Here is a 23,279-nt window from a genome sequence, read left to right on the forward strand (position 1 = left end):
AAATGGGAGGTTCTACTTTTTGGATTATAACTATTGTTTTTTGTATAGCTGTCTATTTTCTCGATAAGTTTTTAAGAAAAAAATTGAATATGCCCAAGGGTGGTTTTTGGGGATATAAAAAACATGTAAATAGTTTACATAAAAAATTGGAAATAGGACTACTTTTTATTTATTTAATAACTAGCTTTATGTTTATCTTTAAATTTGAAAGTATTAATATTGCTTATGTCATTTTTACTTATTTAGGTGGGACGTTAATCTTAAGAGCATTGATGGAATGGAAGTATGATAGAGAGTCGAAAGAATATATATTTTCGGTAATTGGGGTATTCACGTTTATTTTTATGACTTCGATACTATTTTACTTCTTTCCACCTGCTGTATAATAAAAATTTGATAGTACAAATAATGAAATAACTAATAAACAAGAAACCATTTACTACTAAATGGTTTCTTGTTTATTTAAGCATTTATTTTAGTTAATATAGATGTAATGAAATTAGTTTTATCCTCTGCATACTTATGTTTATCAGTAGGATTAGCTTGTGAAAGTTGAATCTTTAACTGTTCATACTGCATGCGTGCAGTTTTATTGTCTATTAAGTAATCACGAAATTGTAATTGTTCTATTAAATATGTATTCCCTTGTTCATACATATGAATTTGATGAGTTCTTGGTTCACCTTTATTAAAATAGTATCTTTCGGGTAATACTTCTTTTCTATATTTATAGTTTAGTAGTTCTAACTTTTTAATACAATGTATACCGTCCGTATAATTTTCTAATTCAATTGCTATATCAATAATTGGCTTTGCACTTAAATATGGAATAGAAGTACTACCAATATGGTGTATTGCTAAAATATGTTCGCCAATTTGTTCCTCAATGAGTTGTTTCTCTTTCATAAACTCAATTTCCCATTCTTCAGTCCACGGCACTAAAAACACTTTCCCATACGGTAAACCTAACATTTAATTAGCATCCCTTTCAAAATAGTTTTCAAAAAGTTTATTACATTTTCTTAAAGCTTCTCAAAACAAGGTGTTCCCACAATCTCCAAGGAAGAATCTTCTTCGCAAAGATCATAAATTTCACACCTTTACCGATTGGATATCGTAAATTTGTACGCTTAGATTCAGCAATTTCTGCAATTTTATTAGCAACATCTATCGGATTACCAAATGTATCACTGCCGCTATTAATATGTTTTTGTATTTTATCCATATACTCTTTGTAAGGAGATGTTGTATCAGATTGGTTTTCAGCGAGTTGTTTCCCAACCTCCCATATGTTTGTGTTATAAGAACCTGGTTCAATTAAAGCAACATCTATTCCGAAAGGTTTTACTTCTAAGCGAAGTGATTCACTCCAGCCTTCTAATGCATATTTTGAAGATACATAAGGAGATAAACCAGGGAATCCAACTTGGCCGCTAATGCTGCTAATATTAATGATTTTTCCACTTCTTTGTTTTCTCATATACGGTAAGACAAGCTGAGTAATTGATATAGCCCCAAATAGGTTCGTTTCAAATTGTTTGCGGTATTCCTCTACTGGAATTTCTTCTACAAAGCCCCCATTTGCATATCCTGCGTTATTAATAAGTAGGTCTACTCTGTTTATTTCTTTTATATATAATTGAAAGTTATGTATAGAATTTTGATCTGTTACATCTAATTGTTGAACTTTTATATTTTGCTGTAAGTTGAGTTCAGTAACTTGAGATAGTAAGGTTCCTTGTTTTTCTAGGTTTCGCATTGTAGCAATGACTAAATAGTCTTTTTTCGCAAGTTCAAGCGTTGCTAATAGGCCGAATCCACTTGAAGCCCCAGTAATAATTGCAATTTTTTTATTCATTGTCGGCTCGCTTTCTTTTTCTTTTATCATAACGAGATATAAAGGTAAAAGCTATTTATTGTATAAAGATATTTGTTATAATTGAAAATGATTATCAATTGATTGTAATTTGTATATAAAAGGAGTGTGGATTTCATGAAGACTAACAGTTTTCATGATATTTTTAGTAAATATTTTCATGGGTTACAAGTTGTAGAAGAAAGATATATGTATGTGCCAAAAACAATAGGTATGGGTGAAGTGCGAAGGTGGAGCTCGTTTTCTGGAATGGAAATAGTGCTATCAAATTACCAGTTTCATAAAAACCATCGCATTCAATTTGCATCGGATGCAGCAATGGTGGAACTTAATTTTTGTTTACAAGGATCCGGGGAAGTACAAGTTGGTTACTCTACAAATAAATTAATGGCTGGGAATAGCTATTTATACTTTATGAATGACTTTGAAGTTCTATTTGAATATGAAAAAGAAACTCCACTATATTCATTAGCAATTGGAATTCCTGTACAGTTGTTTAATCATTTCATGCTAAATTGTGCTATTGAAAAAAGTCATGATTTTCATACTATAATAGGAAATCAATCTTTTAAAAAGTTTCAAACCCCCATTGATGCCCTAACATCTAATATTATTAAGAGAATGTTAGAGAATCCCCAAAAGGATCGTATTAATCAACTCGAAATAGAAAGTAAAGCGCTCGAATTGCTTTCTATATACTTTGGGAAAGTATTACTGAATGATCGTGATGCAAATAAAAGGAGCCAATTATCCAAAAAGGATTTAAATAAAATAAAACAAGCTGAAGAAATTTTACTTCAAAGAATGGAGTCACCCCCATCATTATTAGAATTAGCTAAAATAGTAGGATTAAATGATTATAAATTAAAAATTGGTTTTAAAGAATTATTTGGCACGTCCACATTTGCATATTTAAGAGAACAGCGAATGGAAAGAGCAATGCTTTTATTGCGTTCGGGAACTAGTAATGTGACCGAAACGGCAGTTGCTGTTGGATACAATAATATTAGTCATTTTTCAGAGTCATTTAAAAAGAAATATGGAATGAAACCTTCTGAAATTTTGCGTATGTATTAAAAATCCGTTATACCGTAAACTCCTCCACCATTTGGTAGTTGTATTTCGTCATAATCATTATAATTACAATCAACATCCAATTGGAAATAATTTTTTATGGAGGAATTTAAATGAAAGAGCGGAATGAAAGTCATTTTTGGATATTTGTATTAATAGGAATCTTTCTTATTATAACAACAACTGGTTTCGCCCGTATGGCATATGGAATTATACTGCCATTTATGCAGGAAGGACTTCACTTATCTACGGCTCAATCAGGTATGCTAGGAACCATACTTTTTTTAGGTTATTTATTAACTGTAGGAACATCTGGAATATTTACTATCCGTTTTGGCGCAAAATCAGTTTTATTAATAGGCAGTTGGTTCGTCGTTATAAGCTTAATGGGATTAGCGTTTGTTTCTTCGTTTTGGATAGTTGCTTTTTGTATGCTATGTGCTGGAGCTGGTAGTGCTCTTGTATATACACCACTCATGTCAATAACGGTAGGGTGGTTTCCAGACAAAAGAGGAACTGTAATGGGACTGTTATTAAGCGGTGCAGGTATAGGTATGCTATTTAGTGGAATAATTGTTCCTTATGTAGTGCGCACATTTCCTGAGTATAGTTGGCGTGGTGCATGGTTTTTGTTTGGAGTTATTACATGTATCATTGTATTTGTCGCTTCAGTTGTTTTGAAAAATCCAGAAGTTACTGAAGATGAGCAAAAAATGAGTAATAAATCGTTTTTATGGAAAACGAAAGAACTATATATCATTGCATGGATGTATTTTATTGTTGGTGTTGTATATTTAATTCCAAATTTATATCAAACTAGTTTTATGATTGATAGTGGTATCTCAGCATCAATTTCGGGGACTGTTTATGCAATTGCTGGCATCTTTTCAATCGTAGGAGCATCTGTCTGGGGATTTATTTCGGATCGAATTGGTATAAAGAAGAGTTTATGTAGTGCGCTTTTATTAGCTATTATAGGTGATATGGCTCCAATTATATTTGGAAATATAACTGGTTTTATCGTGTCGGCAATTATTTGGGGTTCTAGCCTCGGAGGTATACTATTATTAATTCAAGTTGCAGCTTCAAAGCAAGTATCTCCGAAATATGTCTCAATGGCAATTAGTTTTATATCTGTTTTCTATGCAGTTGGGCAAATGATTGGACCTGGAATTGCGGGCTGGGTTATTGGGAGAAGTGGTTATGCATTAGCTTATGTATTAGGTGCTTTCGGTTTCTTTATGTGCATATGTATGGGGTTATGCTTAAAAAGAGGAAATCTTACAAACTCAGCGTATTTAGAGAAGTGAGTATTGTCATGAAATGAATCTTTTTAACAGGAGGGAAGAAAAATGGTCCATGTGAAGGATGTATTAGCGGATCAATTGTTGGCGAATGCAAACGATCCCAGTTGGTATATTCCATTTTCAGATGCAGTGAAAGATCTATCTGAGAGAGAAGCTTTCTGGAAACCGAATGAAGAGAGTAATAGTATAGCTGAAATTGTACAACATTTACTGTATTGGAACTCAACGTGGCAAACTAGGTATAAAGAATCAAATGTGAATGCAGTACCCGCTATTGGAGATAATAACAAAAGTTTTATGCTTTCAGATAATCAAACTTTCGATGAATTACGGGAAAAACTACTAGAAAAACTGTTACAATGGCAAAATCTTATAAATGAAGAAAAGGTTGAAAGTGATGTAGTAGGATTTCCTGTTTCTGCAAAGTGGTGGGAAGTGTTAGCGAATGTAACAACTCATAATGCATATCATATTGGCCAAATTATTTACATCCGAAAATTACAGCGGAGCTTTGATAATGAATAAAATAATAGTTCTCAAATTAGGTGAACAAAAGTGGACAAAACGAGACAGATGTCTCATTTTGTCCACTTTTTTATTATGAAAGAAAAGAGAAAACTTATTAAATCAAGGATTAGAATTTGGCACGGTACTTGCAATATAAAAGATGATCAAGAAAATAGGAGGGCTGGACATGTTAAAAACAACTGAAAGTAAAGGGAATGAAATTACGAAAGAACAAGCTCGTTGGATGTATGAAAAAATGTTAGAGATTCGTAAGTTTGAAGATAAGGTACATGAATTGTTCGCGCAAGGCGCTTTGCCAGGTTTCGTTCATTTATACGCAGGTGAAGAAGCGGTAGCAGTTGGTGTATGTGCCCACTTAACGGATAGTGACAGTATTACAAGTACACATAGAGGTCATGGACATTGTATCGCAAAAGGTTGTGATTTAAATGGTATGATGGCTGAACTTTTCGGGAAAGCGACAGGATTATGTAAAGGTAAAGGCGGTTCCATGCATATTGCGGATTTAGATAAAGGAATGCTTGGTGCTAATGGCATTGTAGGCGGGGGTTTCCCACTTGCTTGCGGTTCAGCATTGACAGCTAAATATAAAGGAACAAAAGATGTAAGTGTTTGTTTCTTCGGTGACGGAGCAAATAATGAAGGAACATTCCATGAAGGGGTTAATTTAGCGGCGATTTGGAAGTTACCAGTTATTTTTATTGCAGAAAATAACGGTTACGGTGAAGCAACTACATTTGAATATGCTTCAAGTTGTGATTCTATTGCGGATCGTGCAAAAGCTTATAATATTCCAGGCGTTCAAGTAGATGGAAAAGATCTTCTAGCTGTATATAAAGCTGCTGCAGAAGCAGTGGAACGTGCGCGTAATGGTGATGGTCCAACAATTATTGAATGTATGACATATCGTAATTACGGTCATTTTGAAGGTGAAGCGCAAACATATAAAACATCAGAAGAAAAAGAAGAACATTTAAATGAAAAAGATGCGATTGTGAATTTCCGTAAGCATTTAATTCATGAAGGTTTATTAACGGAATCTGAACTTGTTGATATGGAAAAAGCAGTAGATGATGCAGTACAAAGATCCATTGAATTTAGTGAAAATAGTCCATACCCAGACGATGAAGAATTATTAAAAGATGTATACGTTTCTTACAAATAAGAGGAGGGTGAAAAATTATGACTAGAACAGTAAGTATGTCAACTGCAATTAATGAAGCGATGAAAATCTCAATGCGTCGTGATGAAAATGTAATTTTAATAGGTGAAGACGTTGCAGGCGGTGCACAAGTTGATCATCTGCAAGATGATGAAGCTTGGGGTGGTGTTCTTGGTGTTACGAAAGGACTTGTACAAGAGTTTGGCCGAAATCGTATATTGGATACACCAATTTCTGAAGCGGGTTATATGGGAGCTGCGATGGCAGCTGCTGCAACTGGGTTACGTCCGATAGCTGAATTAATGTTTAATGATTTTATTGGTAGTTGTCTTGATCAAGTATTAAACCAAGGTGCAAAATTCCGCTATATGTTTGGTGGTAAAGCGAAAGTGCCAGTTACGGTACGTACGATGCACGGTGCAGGTTTTAGCGCAGCTGCACAACATTCACAAAGTTTGTATGCCTTATTTACGAGCATTCCAGGTATAAAAGTTGTCGTTCCTTCTACTCCATATGACGCAAAAGGCTTATTATTAGCGGCAATTGAAGATGACGACCCGGTAATCTTCTTTGAAGATAAAACACTTTACAATATGAAAGGTGAAGTGCCGGAAGGGTATTATACAATTTCTTTAGGAAAAGCAGATATTAAACGAGAAGGTTCTGATGTAACAATTGTCGCAATCGGAAAACAAGTTCATACAGCACTTGCAGCTGCAAAGCAATTATCGAAAAAGGGGCTTGAAGTAGAAGTAATTGATCCACGATCTTTATCACCGCTTGATGAAGATACTATTTTATCATCTGTTGAAAAAACAAATCGTCTTATCGTTATTGACGAAGCGAATCCAAGATGTAGTATCGCAACAGATATTGCGGCAATTGTAGCGGATAAAGGTTTTGATTTGTTAGATGCACCTATTAAACGAATTACAGCACCACATACACCTGTTCCGTTCTCACCACCACTTGAAAAGTTGTATTTGCCAACGCCAGAAAAAGTAATTGAAACTGTATCAGAAATGATTGGAGACCAATCTTTATTACATGTGTAATAAAACGATGAGAAGGGAGAGAGACACATGGCTGTAGAAGTTGTAATGCCGAAGTTAGGTATGGCGATGAAAGAAGGTATTATTACGAGCTGGAATATTAAAGCAGGCGATAATGTAGCAAAAGGAGAACTAATTGCTAGTATTAATTCAGAAAAAATTGAAACGGAAATTGAAGCGCCAGCTGATGGTACGGTACTTGATATAGCTGTAAGTGAAGATGAAGGAGTGCCGCCTGGTACTGTAATTTGCTACATCGGTAAACCAAATGAAAAAGTAGAAATGCAGGAAAGCACACATGTGGTAGAAGAAAAAACATCTAATATAGAAGTACAAAATCAAGAACCAAATGGGAAAGAAGTAGCGAAGCAAAGAATTAAAATTTCACCTGTAGCGAAGAAAATTGCAAAGTCTGAAAATCTGGATATCAAGGCATTAGTTGGTACAGGTCCTGGCGGAAGGATTACAAAGGCAGATGTATTAAAGGCGCTAGAAGAAAGAGTAGCAAATCCAGAAGTACCTGAACAAGAAGAAAGTACAGTCGTTCCTGTTACTGGTATGAGAAAAGCAATTGCGAGTCGTATGCATGCAAGCTTACAAAATAGTGCGCAATTAACGTTAACGATGAAAGTAGATGTTACAGATTTAGTTGCATTACATAAAGACATAGCGAAAGTTGTGCAAAAACGATACGAAAACAAACTAACCATTACGGATTTCGTTTCTCGTGCTGTTGTATTAGCGCTTAGAGAGCATAAAGAAATGAACAGCGCTTATATAGATGATGCCATTCATCAATTTGAACATGTGCATTTAGGCATAGCAGTCGCATTAGAAAAAGGATTAGTCGTTCCAGCTATTCGCTTTGCAAATAATTTATCTTTAGTAGAGTTGTCTAAAGAGATTAAGGATATGGCACAAAAGGCGCGAGCAGGTAGCTTAAGTAGTGATGATATGCACGGAACGACATTTACAATTAGTAATTTAGGTAGCTTTGGTATTGAATATTTCACACCTGTATTAAATACACCTGAGACTGGTATTTTAGGTATTGGCGCAATTGAACATGTTCCTGTATATAAAGGGAAAAAATTTAAAAAAGGTAGTATGTTACCTTTAAGTTTAACATTCGATCATCGTGTACTAGACGGTGCACCAGCAGCTGCATTTTTACGCACAATTAAATATTATTTAGAAGAACCTATAACAATTCTTTTATAAAGAGAAGGTGAGAGAATGAGTAAATTAGTTGTAATTGGAGGCGGACCAGCTGGATATGTAGCGGCAATTACCGCGGCTCAAAATGGAAAAGAGGTCACTCTTATTGATGAAGCTGACCTTGGCGGAACGTGTTTAAATGTTGGGTGTATGCCGACGAAATCATTGTTAGAAAGTGCAGAAGTGCATGACATTGTGAGAAAAGCGAATGATTATGGGGTTACGCTTAATACAGGAAGTATATCAATTGATTGGGATCAAATACAGGCAAGGAAATCACAAATCGTAATGCAACTCGTCCAAGGAATACAATATTTAATGAAGAAAAATAAAATTAAAGTTGTAAAAGGAAAAGCGAAATTCGAAACGGATCATCGTGTGCGAGTTGTACAAGGAAATAAAGAAGAAGTAGTGGATGGAGAGAGGTTTATTATCGCAGCTGGTTCCGAACCTACAGAATTACCATTCGCTCCGTTTGATGGAAAATGGATTTTAAATAGTAGCCATGCGATGTCTCTTGAGAGTGTACCATCTTCATTGTTAATCGTTGGCGGTGGTGTAATAGGATGCGAGTTTGCAAGTATTTATAGTCGCCTTGGGACAAAAGTTACGATTGTTGAAATGGCACCGCAATTATTACCAGGTGAAGATGAAGATATCGCACATATTTTAAGAGAGAAATTAGAAAGTGATGGCGTAGAAATATTTACAGGAGCTGCTTTAAAAGGATTAAATAATTATAAGAAGCAAGCTTCATTTGAATATGAAGGTAGTATCCAAGAAGCTAACCCGGAATATGTTCTCATTTCTGTCGGCCGAAAACCACGTGTACAACAATTAGATTTAGAAAAAGCAGGGGTTCAGTTTTCAAATAAAGGGATTGCTGTGAACGAACATATGCAAACGAACGTATCACATATTTACGCAGCTGGTGATGTGATCGGTGGAATTCAGCTTGCTCACGTTGCCTTCCATGAAGGAACGACAGCAGCATTACACGCGAGTGGAGAAGATGTAAAAGTAAACTACCATGCTGTACCTCGCTGTATTTATACAGCTCCAGAAATTGCTAGTGTCGGTTTAACAGAAAAAGATGCAAGAGAGCAGTACGGTGACATACAAATTGGAGAATTTCCTTTTACAGCAAACGGAAAAGCGCTTATTATTGGCGAACAAATGGGTAAAGTAAAAGTCATTGTGGAACCTAAATACCAAGAAATTGTAGGGATTTCTATTATTGGTCCTCATGCCACTGAACTGATTGGACAAGGAACTGTAATGATTCATACAGAAGTTACCGCTGATATAATGAGAGATTATATTGCAGCACATCCAACTTTATCTGAGGCGATTCATGAAGCGTTAATGCAAGCAGTAGGACATGCTGTACATGCTTAAATAGAAATATGATAAACCACTATTCTCTAAATGAAAGAGAGAATAGTGGTTTGAATTTTTATAGAAGAAATTAAATGTCTTATTACTATTTAATTTCAATCGCTGAAGTAATATCGTTCCAATCAGCAGCTAAATTAGCAGTTTTACCGTACCAATCAGCGTGTTTAAATAAAACGCCTTTTCCATATCCTTGTGTTGAAGTGTGCTCCCAAAGTGTCGTTGAATAACTTGCAGAAGGTGACGCTGTACTTACAGAAGAAATTCTGTCATTCCAGCTAGATGGTAAGTTTTTAAATCCGCTGCTCCAGTAAATATATTGGCCACCTTTATCTTTATGTTCATAAAAATCAGTACTACCAGCACCGCTACCTAAAGGATTAATTTTATTTTTAATTGCTTTTTTATCCTTTTCAATATACGCATCTAATGTTTCACGACTAGTAAAACCGTAAGCTAGCCAATCCCTATTTTCATTTTGCTCTGGTAATACCATAGTAATTTGGATATTTTTCTTATCCTGATCATTTAATTTTGCAAATGAATTAACATTTTGTTCATCCACTTTTAAATAATCAAATGACTTACTTGAAGTAACCTTTATAGGAGTAACAAAGTGTTCTATGCCGGAAAACTTTGAAAATGCTTGGTGGTTATATCATGAAATAGCTCTTACTGAAGATGGTTTTAAACTAGGTGTTTTATTTGACTCTCCATTTAGAGAAGTGACGATTTTCGCGGCAGATGTATTACTTGTGAAGAAATAATGTTGTATGGAGTATTACAAACGTTTGACATAATAAAAAAATAAAGTTATTGTAGATACATGAAGTCTACAATAGGAGCTGTATTATGAAATATTCTAAAGCTACAAATTATGCTCTTCATACAATGCTTTTTCTGGCAAAGGCTACACCAAATAAGTTAGTTAATGTTCACCAATTAGCAGAAATGCAAAATGTTTCACCAACGTACTTGTCTAAAATACTAACTAAGTTGACGAAGGAAGGGATGATACATTCATCATCTGGTCCAAAGGGCGGTTACTCGCTTAGTAAGAATTGGGAAGATATTTCATTTTTAGATATTATACATGCAATTGAAGGTAAAACATCATTGTTTGAATGTTGTTTACATGACAAACCTGGATGTTTAATTAATGAAGTAATGCTTGCAGCAGAAGAGAAAATGGAAGAAAAGTTACGAAATCAAAAAATCGTAGATCTTGCGAAAAAAATAAAAGTGGATTTTTAATCTGCTTTTATTTTTAAATTAATTAAGGATAAAAAGACTCTTCGATATCTTTAATTGTAGTTAGAAAATGATATGAAGAAGGAGAGAAGATGATGACTAAATTTTGGAATGATCGATATAAATCAGATGAATATTTTTACGGGGAAGAACCTAATACATTTATTAAAGAACAAGCATTTCGTTTAGCAAATCACAATAAAGTAATAGCATTTGCGGAGGGAGAAGGTAGAAATGCTGTATTTCTAGCAAGACAAGGGAACGAAGTAACAGCTATTGATTATTCGGAAGATGGATTAGAGAAGACAAAAAAATTGGCAGAGAAGCATAACGTAAACGTGCATACAAAAAAAGTAGATTTATTAGCTGATAGTTTGCCAGAAAATGAATATGATGTAGCAATTATGGTATTTGGACATTTTCATGATAATTATAAAAAAATGATATTAGGTAAAATGATACAAACGATAAAGCCTGGTGGTTTAATTATGTTTGAAGTTTACTCAAAAAAACAAATAAACTATAGTACTGGTGGACCAAAAGATGTTGATATGCTGTATGATCCAATTGATATCCTTACTTGGTGTGAAGAACATAAGGTAATTCATTTCTTTAATGGCGAACAAGAGCGAATTGAAGGGAAAGGGCACACTGGTTTAGCTGATGTTATTCAAGTTGTTATTAGAAAATGAATATAAGTGTTAATGAAAGTTAAATGTATGAATGTAAAAGACCAGTCATGTAAGACTGGTCTTTCTATTTAGATACTAAATTATCAAGCTTCCAATATGTATCTGTTAACGGCGCTGCTTTGCTATCTATGTATAAATACATATTATTTAAATCTTTTGGTGAAGTTTTCAGTTCAAACACAACGTCAGTAGTTAAAGAGAATTCGTGTGGAACATTTTTATAGTGCTCGTCATCTATCGGATGAGCTTCACCTTCATATTTCTGACCAGTTTTTTCATCTTGTATGAAATATTTTATTTCCGAAAGATCAATAGTTTGTCCATCGTCCCGAACATTATTAATCATAACACGAGTAGTAAGGCGTCGCTCTTTGTCTATTTTTTCAAACTTTGCATTTTCAACTGTCGCTCTATAGTATTCGTTTTTAACTATTTCTCCATAGTGCATTGCATTCTTTTCGAGAGCGCTCTTTTCTTGTTTTGATGTAGTATTGCTATTACATCCTGTTAATATTCCAGTAAATAATAATGCTGTACATGTCGTTTTGATTAATGATTTCATAGTAATCCCTTTCTGTATTAAAAAGTAAAACATAGGAATAATTTTACATCAACAGGAAGGTAAATGAAAGTATTTTTGCGTAATATACAGATATACATTTATTCGGTTGGCAAATTAATGGGATAGAAAGCGGGAGAAGACTGTATAAAACGGAATAAATAAGAACTGAAAATATTGTAAAACAGAAGAGGCATACATATAATTAAAATAAAGTTTAAGTTTCTGAATCTTCAATAACGGTGGTGATAACATGTTTACTGAAGAACGTCGAGAGAGAATCTTAGAACTACTTAATACAGATGGAAGAGTAATCGCAAAGGAACTTGCGGAAAGATTTGAAATGTCTATTGATTCTATAAGAAGAGATTTGTCTATTATGGAAAAGGATGGTTTATTAAAAAGAACGCACGGAGGTGCAATTGAACTTACGCGAGTGAGGAACTTAGCTGCGGAACCAGCTAAACGTTATAGTGATAGCTCAATATATGAGAACACAATTGCAAAAGTTGCGGCATCTTATATACAAGAAGATGATTCTATTTTTATTGGCGGGGCTTCCATTCATAATGCGATGCTGAAATATTTACCGGAAGTATCATTTACGGTTATTACGAATTCTATAGAAATAGCTGGTCATCTAAGAGAATATAAGAACATCGATACATATTTAATTGGTGGAAAAGTAAAGCCTTCAGGAAATATTACTGATACATTTGCCTCTGAATTGATAAGTAGATTTTCTATTGATCTTTATTTCTCTACAGGTGGAGGCATTTCATTACAAGGTATTAGTACTGCACAACACCTGAAGTTGCTTATTTTAGTAAAAGAGTAAGTGAAATTGCTAGAAGAAATATTTGTTTAGCTCCGCATAATAAACTTGGAATAGATTGTTTTATAAGAGGAGAGTCTCTAAAAGAAATTGACCTTATTATAACTGACGAAGAGGCTAGTAAAGAAACTGTTCAGGAATTTGAGAAACAAGGTAAACAAGTTGTAATAGCGCCATTATATTGATTTGAAAGGAGTTTGACATGATTGTAAAAGAGCAAGAGTATCATATAAATGGATTAACTTATACAATTCGTTCTGCAGCTGAAAAAGATGCTGAGCAGTTATCGAAAATTAGAGTTCAGATTGATGGAGAAACTGAAAATATGGATAGAGATGCTGGAGAGGGATTTATAGATGACCTAGGGTTTCAAAAAATAATAAAAACAGATAGTGAAGAAACGAAGAATCTCTTTTTAGTTGTAGAAGTGCACAATCGAATTGTTGGATTTTCAAGATGTGAAGGATCAAATTTTAAGAGATTATCTCATAAAGTGGAGTTTGGCGTTTGTATTTTAAAAGAGTTTTGGGGATATAGAATGGGGAAGAGCCTATTACAACAATCTATTAAATGGGCTGACGAAAATGCAGTAAATAAAATATCTTTACAAGTATTAGAGACAAACGAGAAAGCTATTCATCTTTATAAAAAATTAGGTTTTGAAGTAGAAGGCATTTTGAAAAATGACAAAAGACTATCGGATGGAAAGTATTATAATACGGTAGTGATGGGAAGATTTACTAATACTTTTCATGAAAGAGGTGAAGAAGTATGTTTTACAGAAGGAAGTACTATGTAGTGAAAAATGAATTCATAGAAGTATTTAATGATCATTTCAATCACACGAACTTACCTAATCAATTAAAGCATGGTTCTAGGCTAATAGGACGCTGGATGAAAGATAATAAGAATGGTACGTCTGAAGTATTTGCCATATGGGAATATGATAGTTATGAACAGTATAATGAAATAGAATCGAAAATTAGAAGTGACGAGAGGCATATTAAAGGAATACATGAATGGTATGAAAACCATGGCGGGAAAGAATATGTTTTACAGGAGTACATAGTAGAGATGAAAGTGCGCCCATAAGGGCCTTGTAAACTCTGATTTAGTAAATCAGCGGGTGAAGTGAAACAAGATAACAACCCGACACCGGTAGCCTTATCCGTAATCGAAAGTGAGCGGGGAGTGTAGCATGGCTGCAACGGGATAAGTCACTCTAATGTCATGAGTGCGACTGAATTTCTAGGTGTACCGTGGTAAACAAGGTTGAATGCTAAACTGCGTGAAGGATAAATCAAGGGGTCTTATCGACGACCATATCGAAATAGACATTGAAACGATATGTCTCTAGTTCAGCTCATCTATTTTTTGTGGAGAGAGGTGTGTTTCACACTAGAGAACCAACTAAAGTACATTAGTAAAGATTGAAAGTCCCAACCGACATTACTACAAACTATTTACAAGGTACTAAATGGGGATTACCTAAGTGGAAGCGCCATTTATGGCTATAGAGGATGATTTCAAGGTAAAAACCAAGAAATGTGGCTCTTGAATATTCCATATGGTAACGGAGCCTTCGTAGTAGTCAGAGATAGGGAAAGCCTATCACACTAACGTATGACAAATTACGTTAGGTCATGGTTGTGAAATCAGGATGGCGAAGGAAGGTAGTCAATTAGTTCATGATGATAATAAACAGGAAGGAAGCGAGATGCTGATGAGAAATCCAGTTTATGTATTGAACACCTTGTCGAAGAATACTATTAAAGAAAACTATAAGTTCAAAAGATTATATAGAAATCTTTATAATCCAGAATTCTACTATAAAGGTTATCAAGAAATATATGCCAATCCAGGTAATATGACCAGAGGAACCATAAGTAAAACTGTTGATGGCTTCTCAAAAAATAGAGTATCTAAAATCATCAACAACATTAAAAATGGTAACTATAAACCTACTCCTGTTAAGCGAGTATATATTGATAAAAAAGGGAGTAAGAAAAAACGTCCTCTTGGGGTACCGACATTTGACGATAAACTTGTCCAATTAGTAATAAAGTATATCTTAGAAGCAATTTATGAACCAAACTTCTCTGAGAACTCACATGGATTCAGGAAAAATAGGGGTTGTCATACAGCTTTGAAACAAATTAAAAAGAGTGGTAATGGAACTAAATGGTTTATTGAAGGTGATATTCAAGGTTTCTTTGACAATATCGACCACCATATCCTAATTAACCTACTAAGAAAACGTATCAATGACGAAACACTCATCGGATTAATATGGAAGTTCCTAAGAGCTGGGTACATGGAGGATTGGCAATTCCACAAAACATTCAGTGGAACACCACAAGGAGGGATTCTCAGTCCTCTTCTTGCCAACATATATCTAAACGAACTAGATATATACATGGAAAAATACGCTGAAAAGTTCGGAAAAGGTCAACCAAAAGACAGAGAAGTTGATAAAAGATATCAATACTTACACCTCAAAATAAAAAGAGGGCGTAAGAAAGCAGACTTACTAAGAGAACAAGGTAAACACAATGAAGCTCAGGAATTAATCGAGCAAGTCAACGAATGGGTTAAGGAAAGGGGACAACGTCCCTACTACAATCCAATGTCGGATAAATTTAAGTCACTAAAATATGTTAGATATGCTGATGACTTTATTGTAATGATAATCGGCAGTAAAGATGATGCCAAAGCCATTAAATCTGATATAGCTCAATTTCTCAATGAAGAATTAAAATTAACTTTATCAGAAGAAAAAACACTTATCACCCACTCTAGCAAGAAAGCAACATTTCTTGGGTACAACGTCAATATCACTAGAAACGAGTTATTTACCAAATACTCGGTGAAAGGTGCAAAAAGAAGACATCACAATCTAAAAGTAAGACTTGAAATCCCCCATGAAACATGGCGAAATAAATTACTTGCCCTGAATGTTTTAGAAATGAAGTATGTGAATGGGAAAGAAACTTGGAAACCAAAGCATAGACCGGAAATGGCACACCTAGATGATTTGGAAATACTACATAATTATGTATTACAGATCAGAGGGATGTACAACTACTACAAATATGCAGTTAATTCAACGGTACTCCAAAAATTCAGTTACGTTCTAGAATACAGCATGTATAAAACATTCGCCAATAAATATAAAAGCTCAATCGGAAAAATTAAGGGGAAATATTGCAAAAACGGTGTATTCATAGTCAATTACAAAGATAAAAAAGGCAAACAACACTCTCATTCTTTCTACAGGGAAGGATTTAGAACGGTTGATATAACTAAGATGAAAACACAAGAAAATAACATCGACAACTTGTTAGCCTCAAGAGTTCATATGTCAACAACTAGTCTTATGGATAGGTTGTCAGCCAACAAATGTGAACATTGTGGTAAAACCGATTCTAACTTAGTAATGCACCATGTCCGAAAAATGAAAGATGTTGAGAAAGGCAAAGCCAAATGGCAAAAATTAATGATTGCCCGTAGACGCAAAACATTAGCCGTATGTGAGGATTGCCATAATGAAATTCACTATGATATGAGAGTAGAACTTATAGCGAAAAACAGAAAAAAATAACTTTGACAAGCAATTGATGGAGAGCCGTATACTCTGAGAGGAGTACAATTAAAAGGGAGATGATACAATGTTAGCTTCACCGTTTTACTTACATACATGGAAAAAGTTTGTTAATGAAGGTGTTCTTGATTCAAATCGCATAAATCAAAGAATTTCAGAATCGTGGCATCGATGTAAACAGGCTAATGTTAATCCTCACATGAATAAAGGTCAGAAAATTTTGTCTTCTAACATTTTTCAAGAACAAAAGAAAAAGAGTGAAATTTTCCTTGATATCGCATTACCTCAAATACAAAATATGAGAAAAACCATTGATGAACTACAAATGATGGCATTATTAATCGATCCAGATGGTTATGTTCTATCGTTAAGTGGAAATAAACAAACGTTAAAGCGAGCGAAACATATTAATTTTATTGAAGGTGTAAAATGGACGGAATCAGCTGTTGGCACAAATGCAATTGGAACAGCGCTAGAAATTGAAGAAGCTATTATGATAAGTGGTACTGAACATTACACCGTGGCATCTCATAGCTGGAGTTGTGCGGCTGCTCCCATTCATAATGATGATGGGAAATTAATTGGTGTTCTAGATTTCTCGTGTCCGATTGAATTTTCGCATCCATATATGCTCGGTATGGTAACTTCAATTGCACATGCGATAGAACGTGAATGTAGCATAAGAGTTCATCAAAATGAATTACACTTAATCCATCGTTTTTTAGATGTCATTGATAGTGATGAACAAGTAGTTATTTGTAATCATCGTGATGTTATCGTTTCTGCGAGTAAGAGCGTTCGTGAACGAATAAATAATTGGTCAAGAATGAAACTTGAAGAGTTAATGCACCATGGATTGGAAACTAAATTAGAGATACCAGTATATAGTAATGAAAGAATGATTGGGAAATGTATGTATTTAAAGGAAAATAAACAAATGAATACATATTCTGCTCTCACATTTATAAAAGGGATTACTTTTTCAGGAGTTACCGGGACAAGCAGAGCATTTCAACACACACTAGAAGAAATTAAGCTTGTTTCACCGACTGATGCTAGTGTGTATGTATGTGGTGAGACAGGAGTAGGAAAGGAATATGTCGCGAGAGCGATTCATGAAAATAGTCCAAGAAAAGACGGGCCCTTTATAGCTGTTAACTGCGGTTCTTTGCCTAAAGAATTAATGGAAAGTGAATTGTTCGGTTATGCTGAAGGTGCGTTTACAGGTGCGCGACGTCAAGGATATAAAGGGAAATTTGAACAAGCAAACGGAGGAACATTATTTTTAGATGAAATTGGTGAAGTACCACCAGAGATGCAAGTAGCATTATTGCGTGTTTTACAAGAACGCACAATAACTCCAATTGGGAGTTCAAAATTGGTACCAGTAAATATTCGTATTATTACTGCCACACATAAAGATTTACTACGGTTAGTAGAAGAAGGGAAATTCCGTCAAGATTTATATTATCGTTTGCACGTTTATCCGTTATATGTTCCATCGTTAATAGAAAGAAAAGAGGATATCCCATATTTTATACAACACTTTTGCGAACGGAAGAATTGGAATGTTGTATTTCCAAAGAGTATATACAATCAATTTTTACAACATACATGGCCCGGAAATATTCGGGAACTAGTAAATGTATTAGAACGCATTTACATTTTGTCGCAAGGACGGGAAATATGCGAAAAACAAGTAGATTTTTTGTTACAAACAATGAGGGGAAATCAACAACAACTTGAGTTACAAGTTGAAAATAAAACAGAACATACATTACATTTTCGCGAAAAAATACAGCGTGATAGCATGATTGAAGCATTACAAAAGACAAATGGAAATGTTTCGTTAGCTGCAAAACTATTAAATGTACCCCGTAGTACATTTTATAAACGAATGCAAAAATATAAGTTATAAAGTAGATTTTTGCAATCTACTTTTTCTTTGTGGGCTCATGTTCTGTCGGAATGTGCGCTTACCGGGGAAATAATAGAACAGTTAGAAATTAATTTCCGAAAGGGGGACTTATGTGAAGTATATTGAAATTGGCTTCGGAAATAGGTGGTTCGTTCGAACAGAAACTGAAAATAAAGATGGAACTGAATTTGAGGAACGAGGAATTATAAAACCTATTTATTTTGAGTCTTTATATGTACGAATTTGGTTTCGGAAAACGTGTTTTATTTTTGATACGAAAGAAGGGTTTAAAAAAACTAAGAAGAGGAGGATTGAATATAAATTTATAGTTGGAATTGTAAGTAGACTGAATAAAGAAAAAGTGTGCTGATATACGTTATTATATTGACCAGGAAATTCTTTGGACTTATATTAAATTCATAAAAAGCAATTTTACTAAATATAAATTGTTAATAAAACCACTAAAAATTATTATCAAGACCTAAAAGCTAAAAATCCTAAAAAAATAAAGGTGAGCGCATATTAGTCATGTATAATATGTACTCACCTTTATTTTCTTGTTCAAAGCACCCGTTAGTCACTCATGGAACATGGAATAAAGTGTGGTATTGATTTAAAATAAAGTTTGATAATTTATAAAAAAGATTGATAAAACCCTGTATTAATATAAGATTTTTCTTTCGCCCCTTAAATTTCAGTTGTATTGTTCAATTAAAGGGCCAGATTGTTGAGGAAACAGGAATAATAAGAATACTCAAAAGATTGTTTGTGAAGTGCTACACTTAAACTAACGGGCAGTTTAGCTTAAGTACATTTTTTCACAAATTTAAAGGGGGATATTTCCCCATTTTTTATACCAGCTTAACGTTGATTCGGGAATGTTGAACTTCGCTACCTGCTAATTGAATTCTACTTCATCTGGAGACCTTTAAATTAAAATGTTTCCTTTCTTCTGACAGACTTATTAAATTTCGAAAACAATCAATTCAATCATCTTTTCGTATAGAAAAACTTATTAAGAAACATGCACTAGAAAAAATATAAATCATATATAGGAGATATCCCGTTTGAATGCTTGAGGAGGATATTATGAAACCTATGTTACCTAGTGAAAAATATTTCGGTAATTTAGAACTAGTTTATGCATTTTATGGGGCTATGCCTACAGGTGTTACTGTTTCAGAAACCGGTCGTATTTTCATTTGCTTTCCGAAATGGGGAGACGATGTTAAATTTACGGTGGCGGAAATTTTTGAGGATAAATTGCAGCCTTATCCTAATTTACAAACCAATTTGGTTAATCCCGAGAATATCCCAATGACTTTCATCAGTGTCCAAAGTGTAGTTGCTGATGGAAGGGGAACGCTTTGGATATTAGATACAGCGGCACCCAATTTTTCTGAACCTATTAAAGGGGGGGCAAAATTAGTCGCTGTTGATTTAGAAACCAATACAATAAGAAAAGTATATACCTTTACAGAAGATGTTGTCCTGCCTACAACTTATCTGAATGATGTCCGTTTTGATTTTCGTGTTGGAAAAGCAGGTTATGCCTATATAACGGATTCTTCTTCAAGAGGACCAGGAGCTATTATCGTCGTAGATTTATCAAATGGAAACGCGTTTAGACGGTTAAATGGAGCAAATTCAACTTCACCCGATCCCTATTTTTTACCGAAAGTAGAAGGTCAAATTTTAATGAATCGAAACAAAGACGGTTCAACTTCTCCATTTAGGTTGGCGTCTGATAGTCTTGCGATTTCTCCCGATGGAAAGATATTATTTTTTGCTCCACTAACCAGTCGGCATTTGTTCTCGATCTCAACAGAAGCCTGAGAGACAGAACGATACCGGACATGAATTTACCTTATCATGTGGAGTATTGGGGAGAAAAAGGTGCGTCTGATGGAATGATCACCGATGCAAAGGGAGCTGTTTATGCTGGAGATTATGAAAACAACAGTATCCGTAAGATATTGCCAAATGGCATAATGGAAGCTATCGCACATGATCCGAGAATTTTGTGGCCGGATACTTTTTCAATTGGTCCGGATCAATATTTGTATGTCATTGTGAACCAATTACATCGACAGCCTAGATTTCATTATGGAAAAGACTTACGACAGAAACCTTATAGTTTACTTCGTATCAAAATTGATGAATTTCCTGCTCCGACCTCTTCATAATAAAAATAGTCAATTAATTGTTTTCATTGATAGAAAATGATCAAACTTTTTTATAAAACCAAAACATAAACCTGCTGGATAAGAATCCATTTTGATCAATCTTTTTCAAAATGGATTCTTTTTATTTACCATAGAATACGGGTTAAAACGATATTTTTAATCAAACTTTATTTTAAAATTACGAAGGAACTCATGAATGTTTTAAAAAATATGGTGAAGTAGTAATACCCCAACTTATGAGTGAAATTAATGAAAAGTTAAAATGGGATGTTATTTCAAATGTATAAATAAAGGTAAAGAAATAGGCGCTGAAGAAATTGAAAAACTATTAGCGGATTTATCACCAGAACAAGTAAAGATTGTTTTTTATCAAGAAAGTAAGGAATATGTAAAAATACTAAATCAAACTGATTATAATCAAAGAAGTAAATTAGAAGAAAGTGAATTAAAAGCAATTCTAAGTGAAATGAAAGAGGAGGAAATAATAGAGTTTTTAAAATTTGAAAAGAATTCATTGATGAGATGGACTTCAATTAGTATTGCTTGGGATATTATTGGAAATCGTGGTGAGATTTCTAAGGACATTGCTGAAGAATTTACTGAAATTATTTTAAGTAGATTAGAGAGTTATTCTTGGGAAAATTCGGGGGATAAGCATTGTTGGAAAAATTAAAAATATATTAAAAGAAGATTTTTTATGGGATTTGGCGGAATATAATATAAAAAATCTTGATGACGATGACAATTATTATACTTGTAGCTCGAATATGGAGTTTCTGTTGCAATACGCAGGAGATTTATTATTTATAGATATTGTGAAATATATGTTCGATGAAGAGTTGAAATGTCACTATATGTGGCTAACTGGATGTGGATATATAAGCTTTAATTTTGAAATTGCTCCTTCAACTAGCTATTTACCTCAGCCTAAAGATATTAAAGAACTTGTTTGTAATATTCTATTTGAAGATTTTTCATTGAAAATCTCAATAGCTCTTTCATATATTTCTTTATCAACACAAAATCTTTCTGTTATCCAATAATTAAGTTCAGAAGATGTAATGATTTGTTCTCTTTTCTTACCTTGGAAATATCGTTTTAAAACATTATCATTAATAGAAGTTGGAATACCATCGATATAACCGAAAATCTGAATTTTCTTTAATACAGGAGATGTATGCCAATCGTTAGACCTTGAAATAAGTTCTTTCATATTTGATAAGTGTATTGGTTCTTTTACTTTTTCTTGATGAGCTTTAATAAGCTCATTTAAAAACTTTAAGCTAGTAGGCTGTTTTGTCGTTCCTAAAAATGATAGGAAGCTATTTACTAGTTGTACTTGGGTCATTTTCTTATCCTTTCTATATAGAAATTGTTATTGGTATTATTATAGAATATATGTCAGAAAATACAGTTATTCATTAATGGAGTGGGAGAGAATTATATGTCGATGTCGCTATATTATAAAAAAATCCGGGAGCAATTAGGACATGAACTAATATTCATGCCAAGTGTAGCTGCAGTTATTAAAAACGAGCAGGGAGAACTCTTATTTCAATATCCTGGCGGAGAATATTGGAGTTTGCCGGCTGGAGCAATTGAACCTGGGGAAACTCCAGAAGAAGCAGTAATTCGGGAAGTATGGGAAGAAACAGGATTGAAAGTACAAGTGAAAAAACAAAAAGGGGTATTTGGAGGGAAAGAGTTTCGTTATACATATGCAAATGGCGATAAGGTAGAATATATTGTTGTTGTGTTTGAGTGTGAAATTACTAGTGGAAAACTGAAATCGATAGATGGTGAATCTTTAAAACTACAATATTTCTCATTTTCTGAAAAGCCTCCTTTAGCACTACCATACCCGGATAATATATTTTTATAGATGTAAAATAGCACACCTTATTTATTGAAGGTGTGCTATTTATATAACCCGGTCGTATACATCTCCGTTAACGTATACACAATTTCCTCTAAGTTAATCTTTTTGTCATTTTGCATAATAGTCCAAAGAAACGATTCATTCATCGCGAACCAACCGCGTGCTACAATCTCTTTATTTAAATTAGGTTGTGCTAATCCACTTTCTTGAGAGTAAGTAATATCCTGTTTAATGCTTGTTATAAAACGTTCCCGAATCTCATCCCATTTTTGCCGTATTTCTCTTGATAATCCTATCGCTTCCTCTACAACTCGCAAAATAGCGCGTTCTTCATCTGCTAATTGCAGGAATGCTCTAACTTGATTTTGGATCATTATACGTACTTCCTCTTTTGTTTGTGGAGAAAAAGAGCGTTCAGCGATATTATAAAAACGATTCATAACATCTTCCATTAAACTAATTAGGAGATCATCTTTGTTTTTGAAGTATACATATGCTGTACCATATCCGGTTTCTGCATGTTTAATAATTTGTGTAATTGTCGTTTTTTGAAATCCGTTACGTATAAAAATAGTGTAACCAGAGTGTAATAGTTTCTTCTTCGTTTCTAAGGAGCGGTGTTTTCTTGATGAAAGGGTACTGTTTTTCAAAGAATCACCTCTTTATACTGAAATATCTGAAAATATAATTGTATTGTAAAAGAAGTTCATATATAAAGTCAACTGACATAATATCATTGACGTTGT

General features: G+C 34.0%; 23 protein-coding genes and 3 pseudogenes. 20 read left to right on the forward strand and 6 right to left on the reverse strand.

Translation table 11 applies throughout. The annotated features are described in order from the left end of the window. Positions 1-2 precede the first annotated feature (2 nt). Positions 3-386, forward strand: a complete 384-nt coding sequence (locus QCI79_RS26720; protein WP_000509504.1) for a DUF4181 domain-containing protein — start codon at positions 3-5, stop codon at positions 384-386. Between the two features lie 76 nt (positions 387-462). On the opposite strand, the gene QCI79_RS26725 is transcribed toward QCI79_RS26720, so the two are convergent. Both QCI79_RS26725 and QCI79_RS26730 read right to left on the reverse strand, forming a co-directional pair. Next, complete coding sequence (locus QCI79_RS26725) at positions 463-972, reverse strand: GrpB family protein (RefSeq protein WP_000901213.1); 510 nt, start codon at positions 970-972, stop codon at positions 463-465. Positions 973-1,012: 40 nt separating this feature from the next. Next, positions 1,013-1,858 (reverse strand): oxidoreductase, encoded by an 846-nt coding sequence (locus QCI79_RS26730; protein ID WP_001034786.1) that lies wholly within the window; start codon positions 1,856-1,858, stop codon positions 1,013-1,015. Positions 1,859-1,993: 135 nt separating this feature from the next. On the opposite strand from QCI79_RS26730, the gene QCI79_RS26735 reads away from it, so the two are divergent. The 7 genes from QCI79_RS26735 (at position 1,994) to lpdA (ending at position 9,615) form a co-directional block, all read left to right on the forward strand. After that, positions 1,994-2,953 (forward strand): helix-turn-helix transcriptional regulator, encoded by a 960-nt coding sequence (locus QCI79_RS26735; protein WP_000856359.1) that lies wholly within the window; start codon positions 1,994-1,996, stop codon positions 2,951-2,953. Between the two features lie 110 nt (positions 2,954-3,063). Continuing rightward, on the forward strand, positions 3,064-4,260 hold the full coding sequence (locus tag QCI79_RS26740; protein ID WP_000664568.1) for an MFS transporter: 1,197 nt from the start codon (positions 3,064-3,066) through the stop codon (positions 4,258-4,260). Positions 4,261-4,302: 42 nt separating this feature from the next. Continuing rightward, positions 4,303-4,782 carry a DinB family protein gene (locus QCI79_RS26745; RefSeq protein ID WP_000233782.1) on the forward strand — a complete coding sequence of 160 codons (480 nt, stop codon included), beginning with the start codon at positions 4,303-4,305 and terminating at the stop codon, positions 4,780-4,782. A gap of 169 nt (positions 4,783-4,951) precedes the next feature. After that, positions 4,952-5,950: an acetoin:2,6-dichlorophenolindophenol oxidoreductase subunit alpha gene (acoA, locus tag QCI79_RS26750; RefSeq protein ID WP_021727926.1), complete on the forward strand. Its 999-nt coding sequence runs from the start codon at positions 4,952-4,954 to the stop codon at positions 5,948-5,950. 17 nt (positions 5,951-5,967) lie between these two features. Further along, positions 5,968-7,002, forward strand: a complete 1,035-nt coding sequence (gene acoB, locus QCI79_RS26755) for an acetoin:2,6-dichlorophenolindophenol oxidoreductase subunit beta (protein ID WP_000198907.1) — start codon at positions 5,968-5,970, stop codon at positions 7,000-7,002. A 27-nt stretch (positions 7,003-7,029) separates the two neighbouring features. Continuing rightward, the gene (locus QCI79_RS26760) at positions 7,030-8,220 is read left to right on the forward strand and encodes a dihydrolipoamide acetyltransferase family protein (protein ID WP_000257770.1); all 1,191 of its coding nucleotides are present in this window, start codon (positions 7,030-7,032) and stop codon (positions 8,218-8,220) included. 15 nt (positions 8,221-8,235) lie between these two features. Further along, positions 8,236-9,615: a dihydrolipoyl dehydrogenase gene (lpdA, locus tag QCI79_RS26765; protein ID WP_000041212.1), complete on the forward strand. Its 1,380-nt coding sequence runs from the start codon at positions 8,236-8,238 to the stop codon at positions 9,613-9,615. Positions 9,616-9,700: 85 nt separating this feature from the next. Here lpdA and QCI79_RS26770 read toward each other — a convergent pair whose 3' ends face one another. Next, on the reverse strand, positions 9,701-10,237 hold the full coding sequence (locus QCI79_RS26770) for a hypothetical protein (protein WP_044129551.1): 537 nt from the start codon (positions 10,235-10,237) through the stop codon (positions 9,701-9,703). On the opposite strand from QCI79_RS26770, the pseudogene QCI79_RS26775 reads away from it, so the two are divergent. From QCI79_RS26775 to QCI79_RS26785, 3 genes and pseudogenes are all read left to right on the forward strand, one after another. After that, a pseudogene (locus tag QCI79_RS26775) lies at positions 10,194-10,379 on the forward strand (DUF4085 family protein); the annotation flags it as partial. The gene QCI79_RS26770 and the pseudogene QCI79_RS26775 overlap by 44 nt on opposite strands. An 85-nt stretch (positions 10,380-10,464) precedes the next feature. Further along, positions 10,465-10,866, forward strand: coding sequence for an Rrf2 family transcriptional regulator (locus QCI79_RS26780; RefSeq protein WP_021727925.1), 402 nt, complete (start codon positions 10,465-10,467; stop codon positions 10,864-10,866). Positions 10,867-10,955: 89 nt separating this feature from the next. Further along, entirely contained in the window at positions 10,956-11,555 is a 600-nt protein-coding gene (locus tag QCI79_RS26785; RefSeq protein ID WP_002101046.1) for a class I SAM-dependent methyltransferase, read from the forward strand. Positions 11,556-11,619: 64 nt separating this feature from the next. On the opposite strand, the gene QCI79_RS26790 is transcribed toward QCI79_RS26785, so the two are convergent. After that, positions 11,620-12,117, reverse strand: coding sequence for a hypothetical protein (locus tag QCI79_RS26790; protein ID WP_000838469.1), 498 nt, complete (start codon positions 12,115-12,117; stop codon positions 11,620-11,622). Positions 12,118-12,367: 250 nt separating this feature from the next. Between QCI79_RS26790 and QCI79_RS26795 the strand changes: the two are divergent. The 8 genes and pseudogenes from QCI79_RS26795 to QCI79_RS26830 all read left to right on the forward strand — a co-directional run bounded on the left by QCI79_RS26795 (position 12,368) and on the right by QCI79_RS26830 (position 21,327). Then, positions 12,368-13,134 (forward strand): annotated as a pseudogene (locus QCI79_RS26795) (DeoR/GlpR family DNA-binding transcription regulator). A 17-nt stretch (positions 13,135-13,151) separates the two neighbouring features. Next, a complete protein-coding gene (locus QCI79_RS26800; RefSeq protein WP_000635686.1) occupies positions 13,152-13,748 on the forward strand; it encodes a GNAT family N-acetyltransferase in 597 nt (198 codons plus the stop codon). Next, positions 13,721-14,041: an NIPSNAP family protein gene (locus QCI79_RS26805; protein WP_023901464.1), complete on the forward strand. Its 321-nt coding sequence runs from the start codon at positions 13,721-13,723 to the stop codon at positions 14,039-14,041. The genes QCI79_RS26800 and QCI79_RS26805 overlap by 28 nt, the downstream gene beginning before the upstream one ends. 631 nt (positions 14,042-14,672) lie before the next feature. Then, positions 14,673-16,550: a reverse transcriptase domain-containing protein gene (locus tag QCI79_RS26810; protein WP_309009745.1), complete on the forward strand. Its 1,878-nt coding sequence runs from the start codon at positions 14,673-14,675 to the stop codon at positions 16,548-16,550. A 67-nt stretch (positions 16,551-16,617) separates the two neighbouring features. Next, positions 16,618-18,468 (forward strand): sigma-54-dependent Fis family transcriptional regulator, encoded by a 1,851-nt coding sequence (locus QCI79_RS26815; RefSeq protein ID WP_000881432.1) that lies wholly within the window; start codon positions 16,618-16,620, stop codon positions 18,466-18,468. A 112-nt stretch (positions 18,469-18,580) separates the two neighbouring features. Next, on the forward strand, positions 18,581-18,838 hold the full coding sequence (locus tag QCI79_RS26820) for a DUF3977 family protein (RefSeq protein ID WP_000873827.1): 258 nt from the start codon (positions 18,581-18,583) through the stop codon (positions 18,836-18,838). Between the two features lie 719 nt (positions 18,839-19,557). Next, a pseudogene (locus tag QCI79_RS26825) lies at positions 19,558-20,654 on the forward strand (L-dopachrome tautomerase-related protein). 262 nt (positions 20,655-20,916) lie between these two features. Beyond that, positions 20,917-21,327: a hypothetical protein gene (locus QCI79_RS26830; protein ID WP_000501981.1), complete on the forward strand. Its 411-nt coding sequence runs from the start codon at positions 20,917-20,919 to the stop codon at positions 21,325-21,327. A gap of 249 nt (positions 21,328-21,576) precedes the next feature. Here the strand turns inward: QCI79_RS26830 and QCI79_RS26835 are convergent, their stop codons facing one another. Next, positions 21,577-22,002: a hypothetical protein gene (locus tag QCI79_RS26835; RefSeq protein WP_000195532.1), complete on the reverse strand. Its 426-nt coding sequence runs from the start codon at positions 22,000-22,002 to the stop codon at positions 21,577-21,579. Between the two features lie 96 nt (positions 22,003-22,098). On the opposite strand from QCI79_RS26835, the gene QCI79_RS26840 reads away from it, so the two are divergent. Next, entirely contained in the window at positions 22,099-22,536 is a 438-nt protein-coding gene (locus QCI79_RS26840; RefSeq protein WP_000062928.1) for an NUDIX hydrolase, read from the forward strand. A gap of 35 nt (positions 22,537-22,571) precedes the next feature. On the opposite strand, the gene QCI79_RS26845 is transcribed toward QCI79_RS26840, so the two are convergent. Further along, complete coding sequence (locus tag QCI79_RS26845; RefSeq protein WP_000798554.1) at positions 22,572-23,183, reverse strand: TetR/AcrR family transcriptional regulator; 612 nt, start codon at positions 23,181-23,183, stop codon at positions 22,572-22,574. Positions 23,184-23,279: the final 96 nt, after the last annotated feature.

Origin of the sequence: Bacillus cereus group sp. MG1, assembly GCF_040460035.1 — a bacterium.
Lineage (GTDB): Bacteria > Bacillota > Bacilli > Bacillales > Bacillaceae_G > Bacillus_A > Bacillus_A cereus.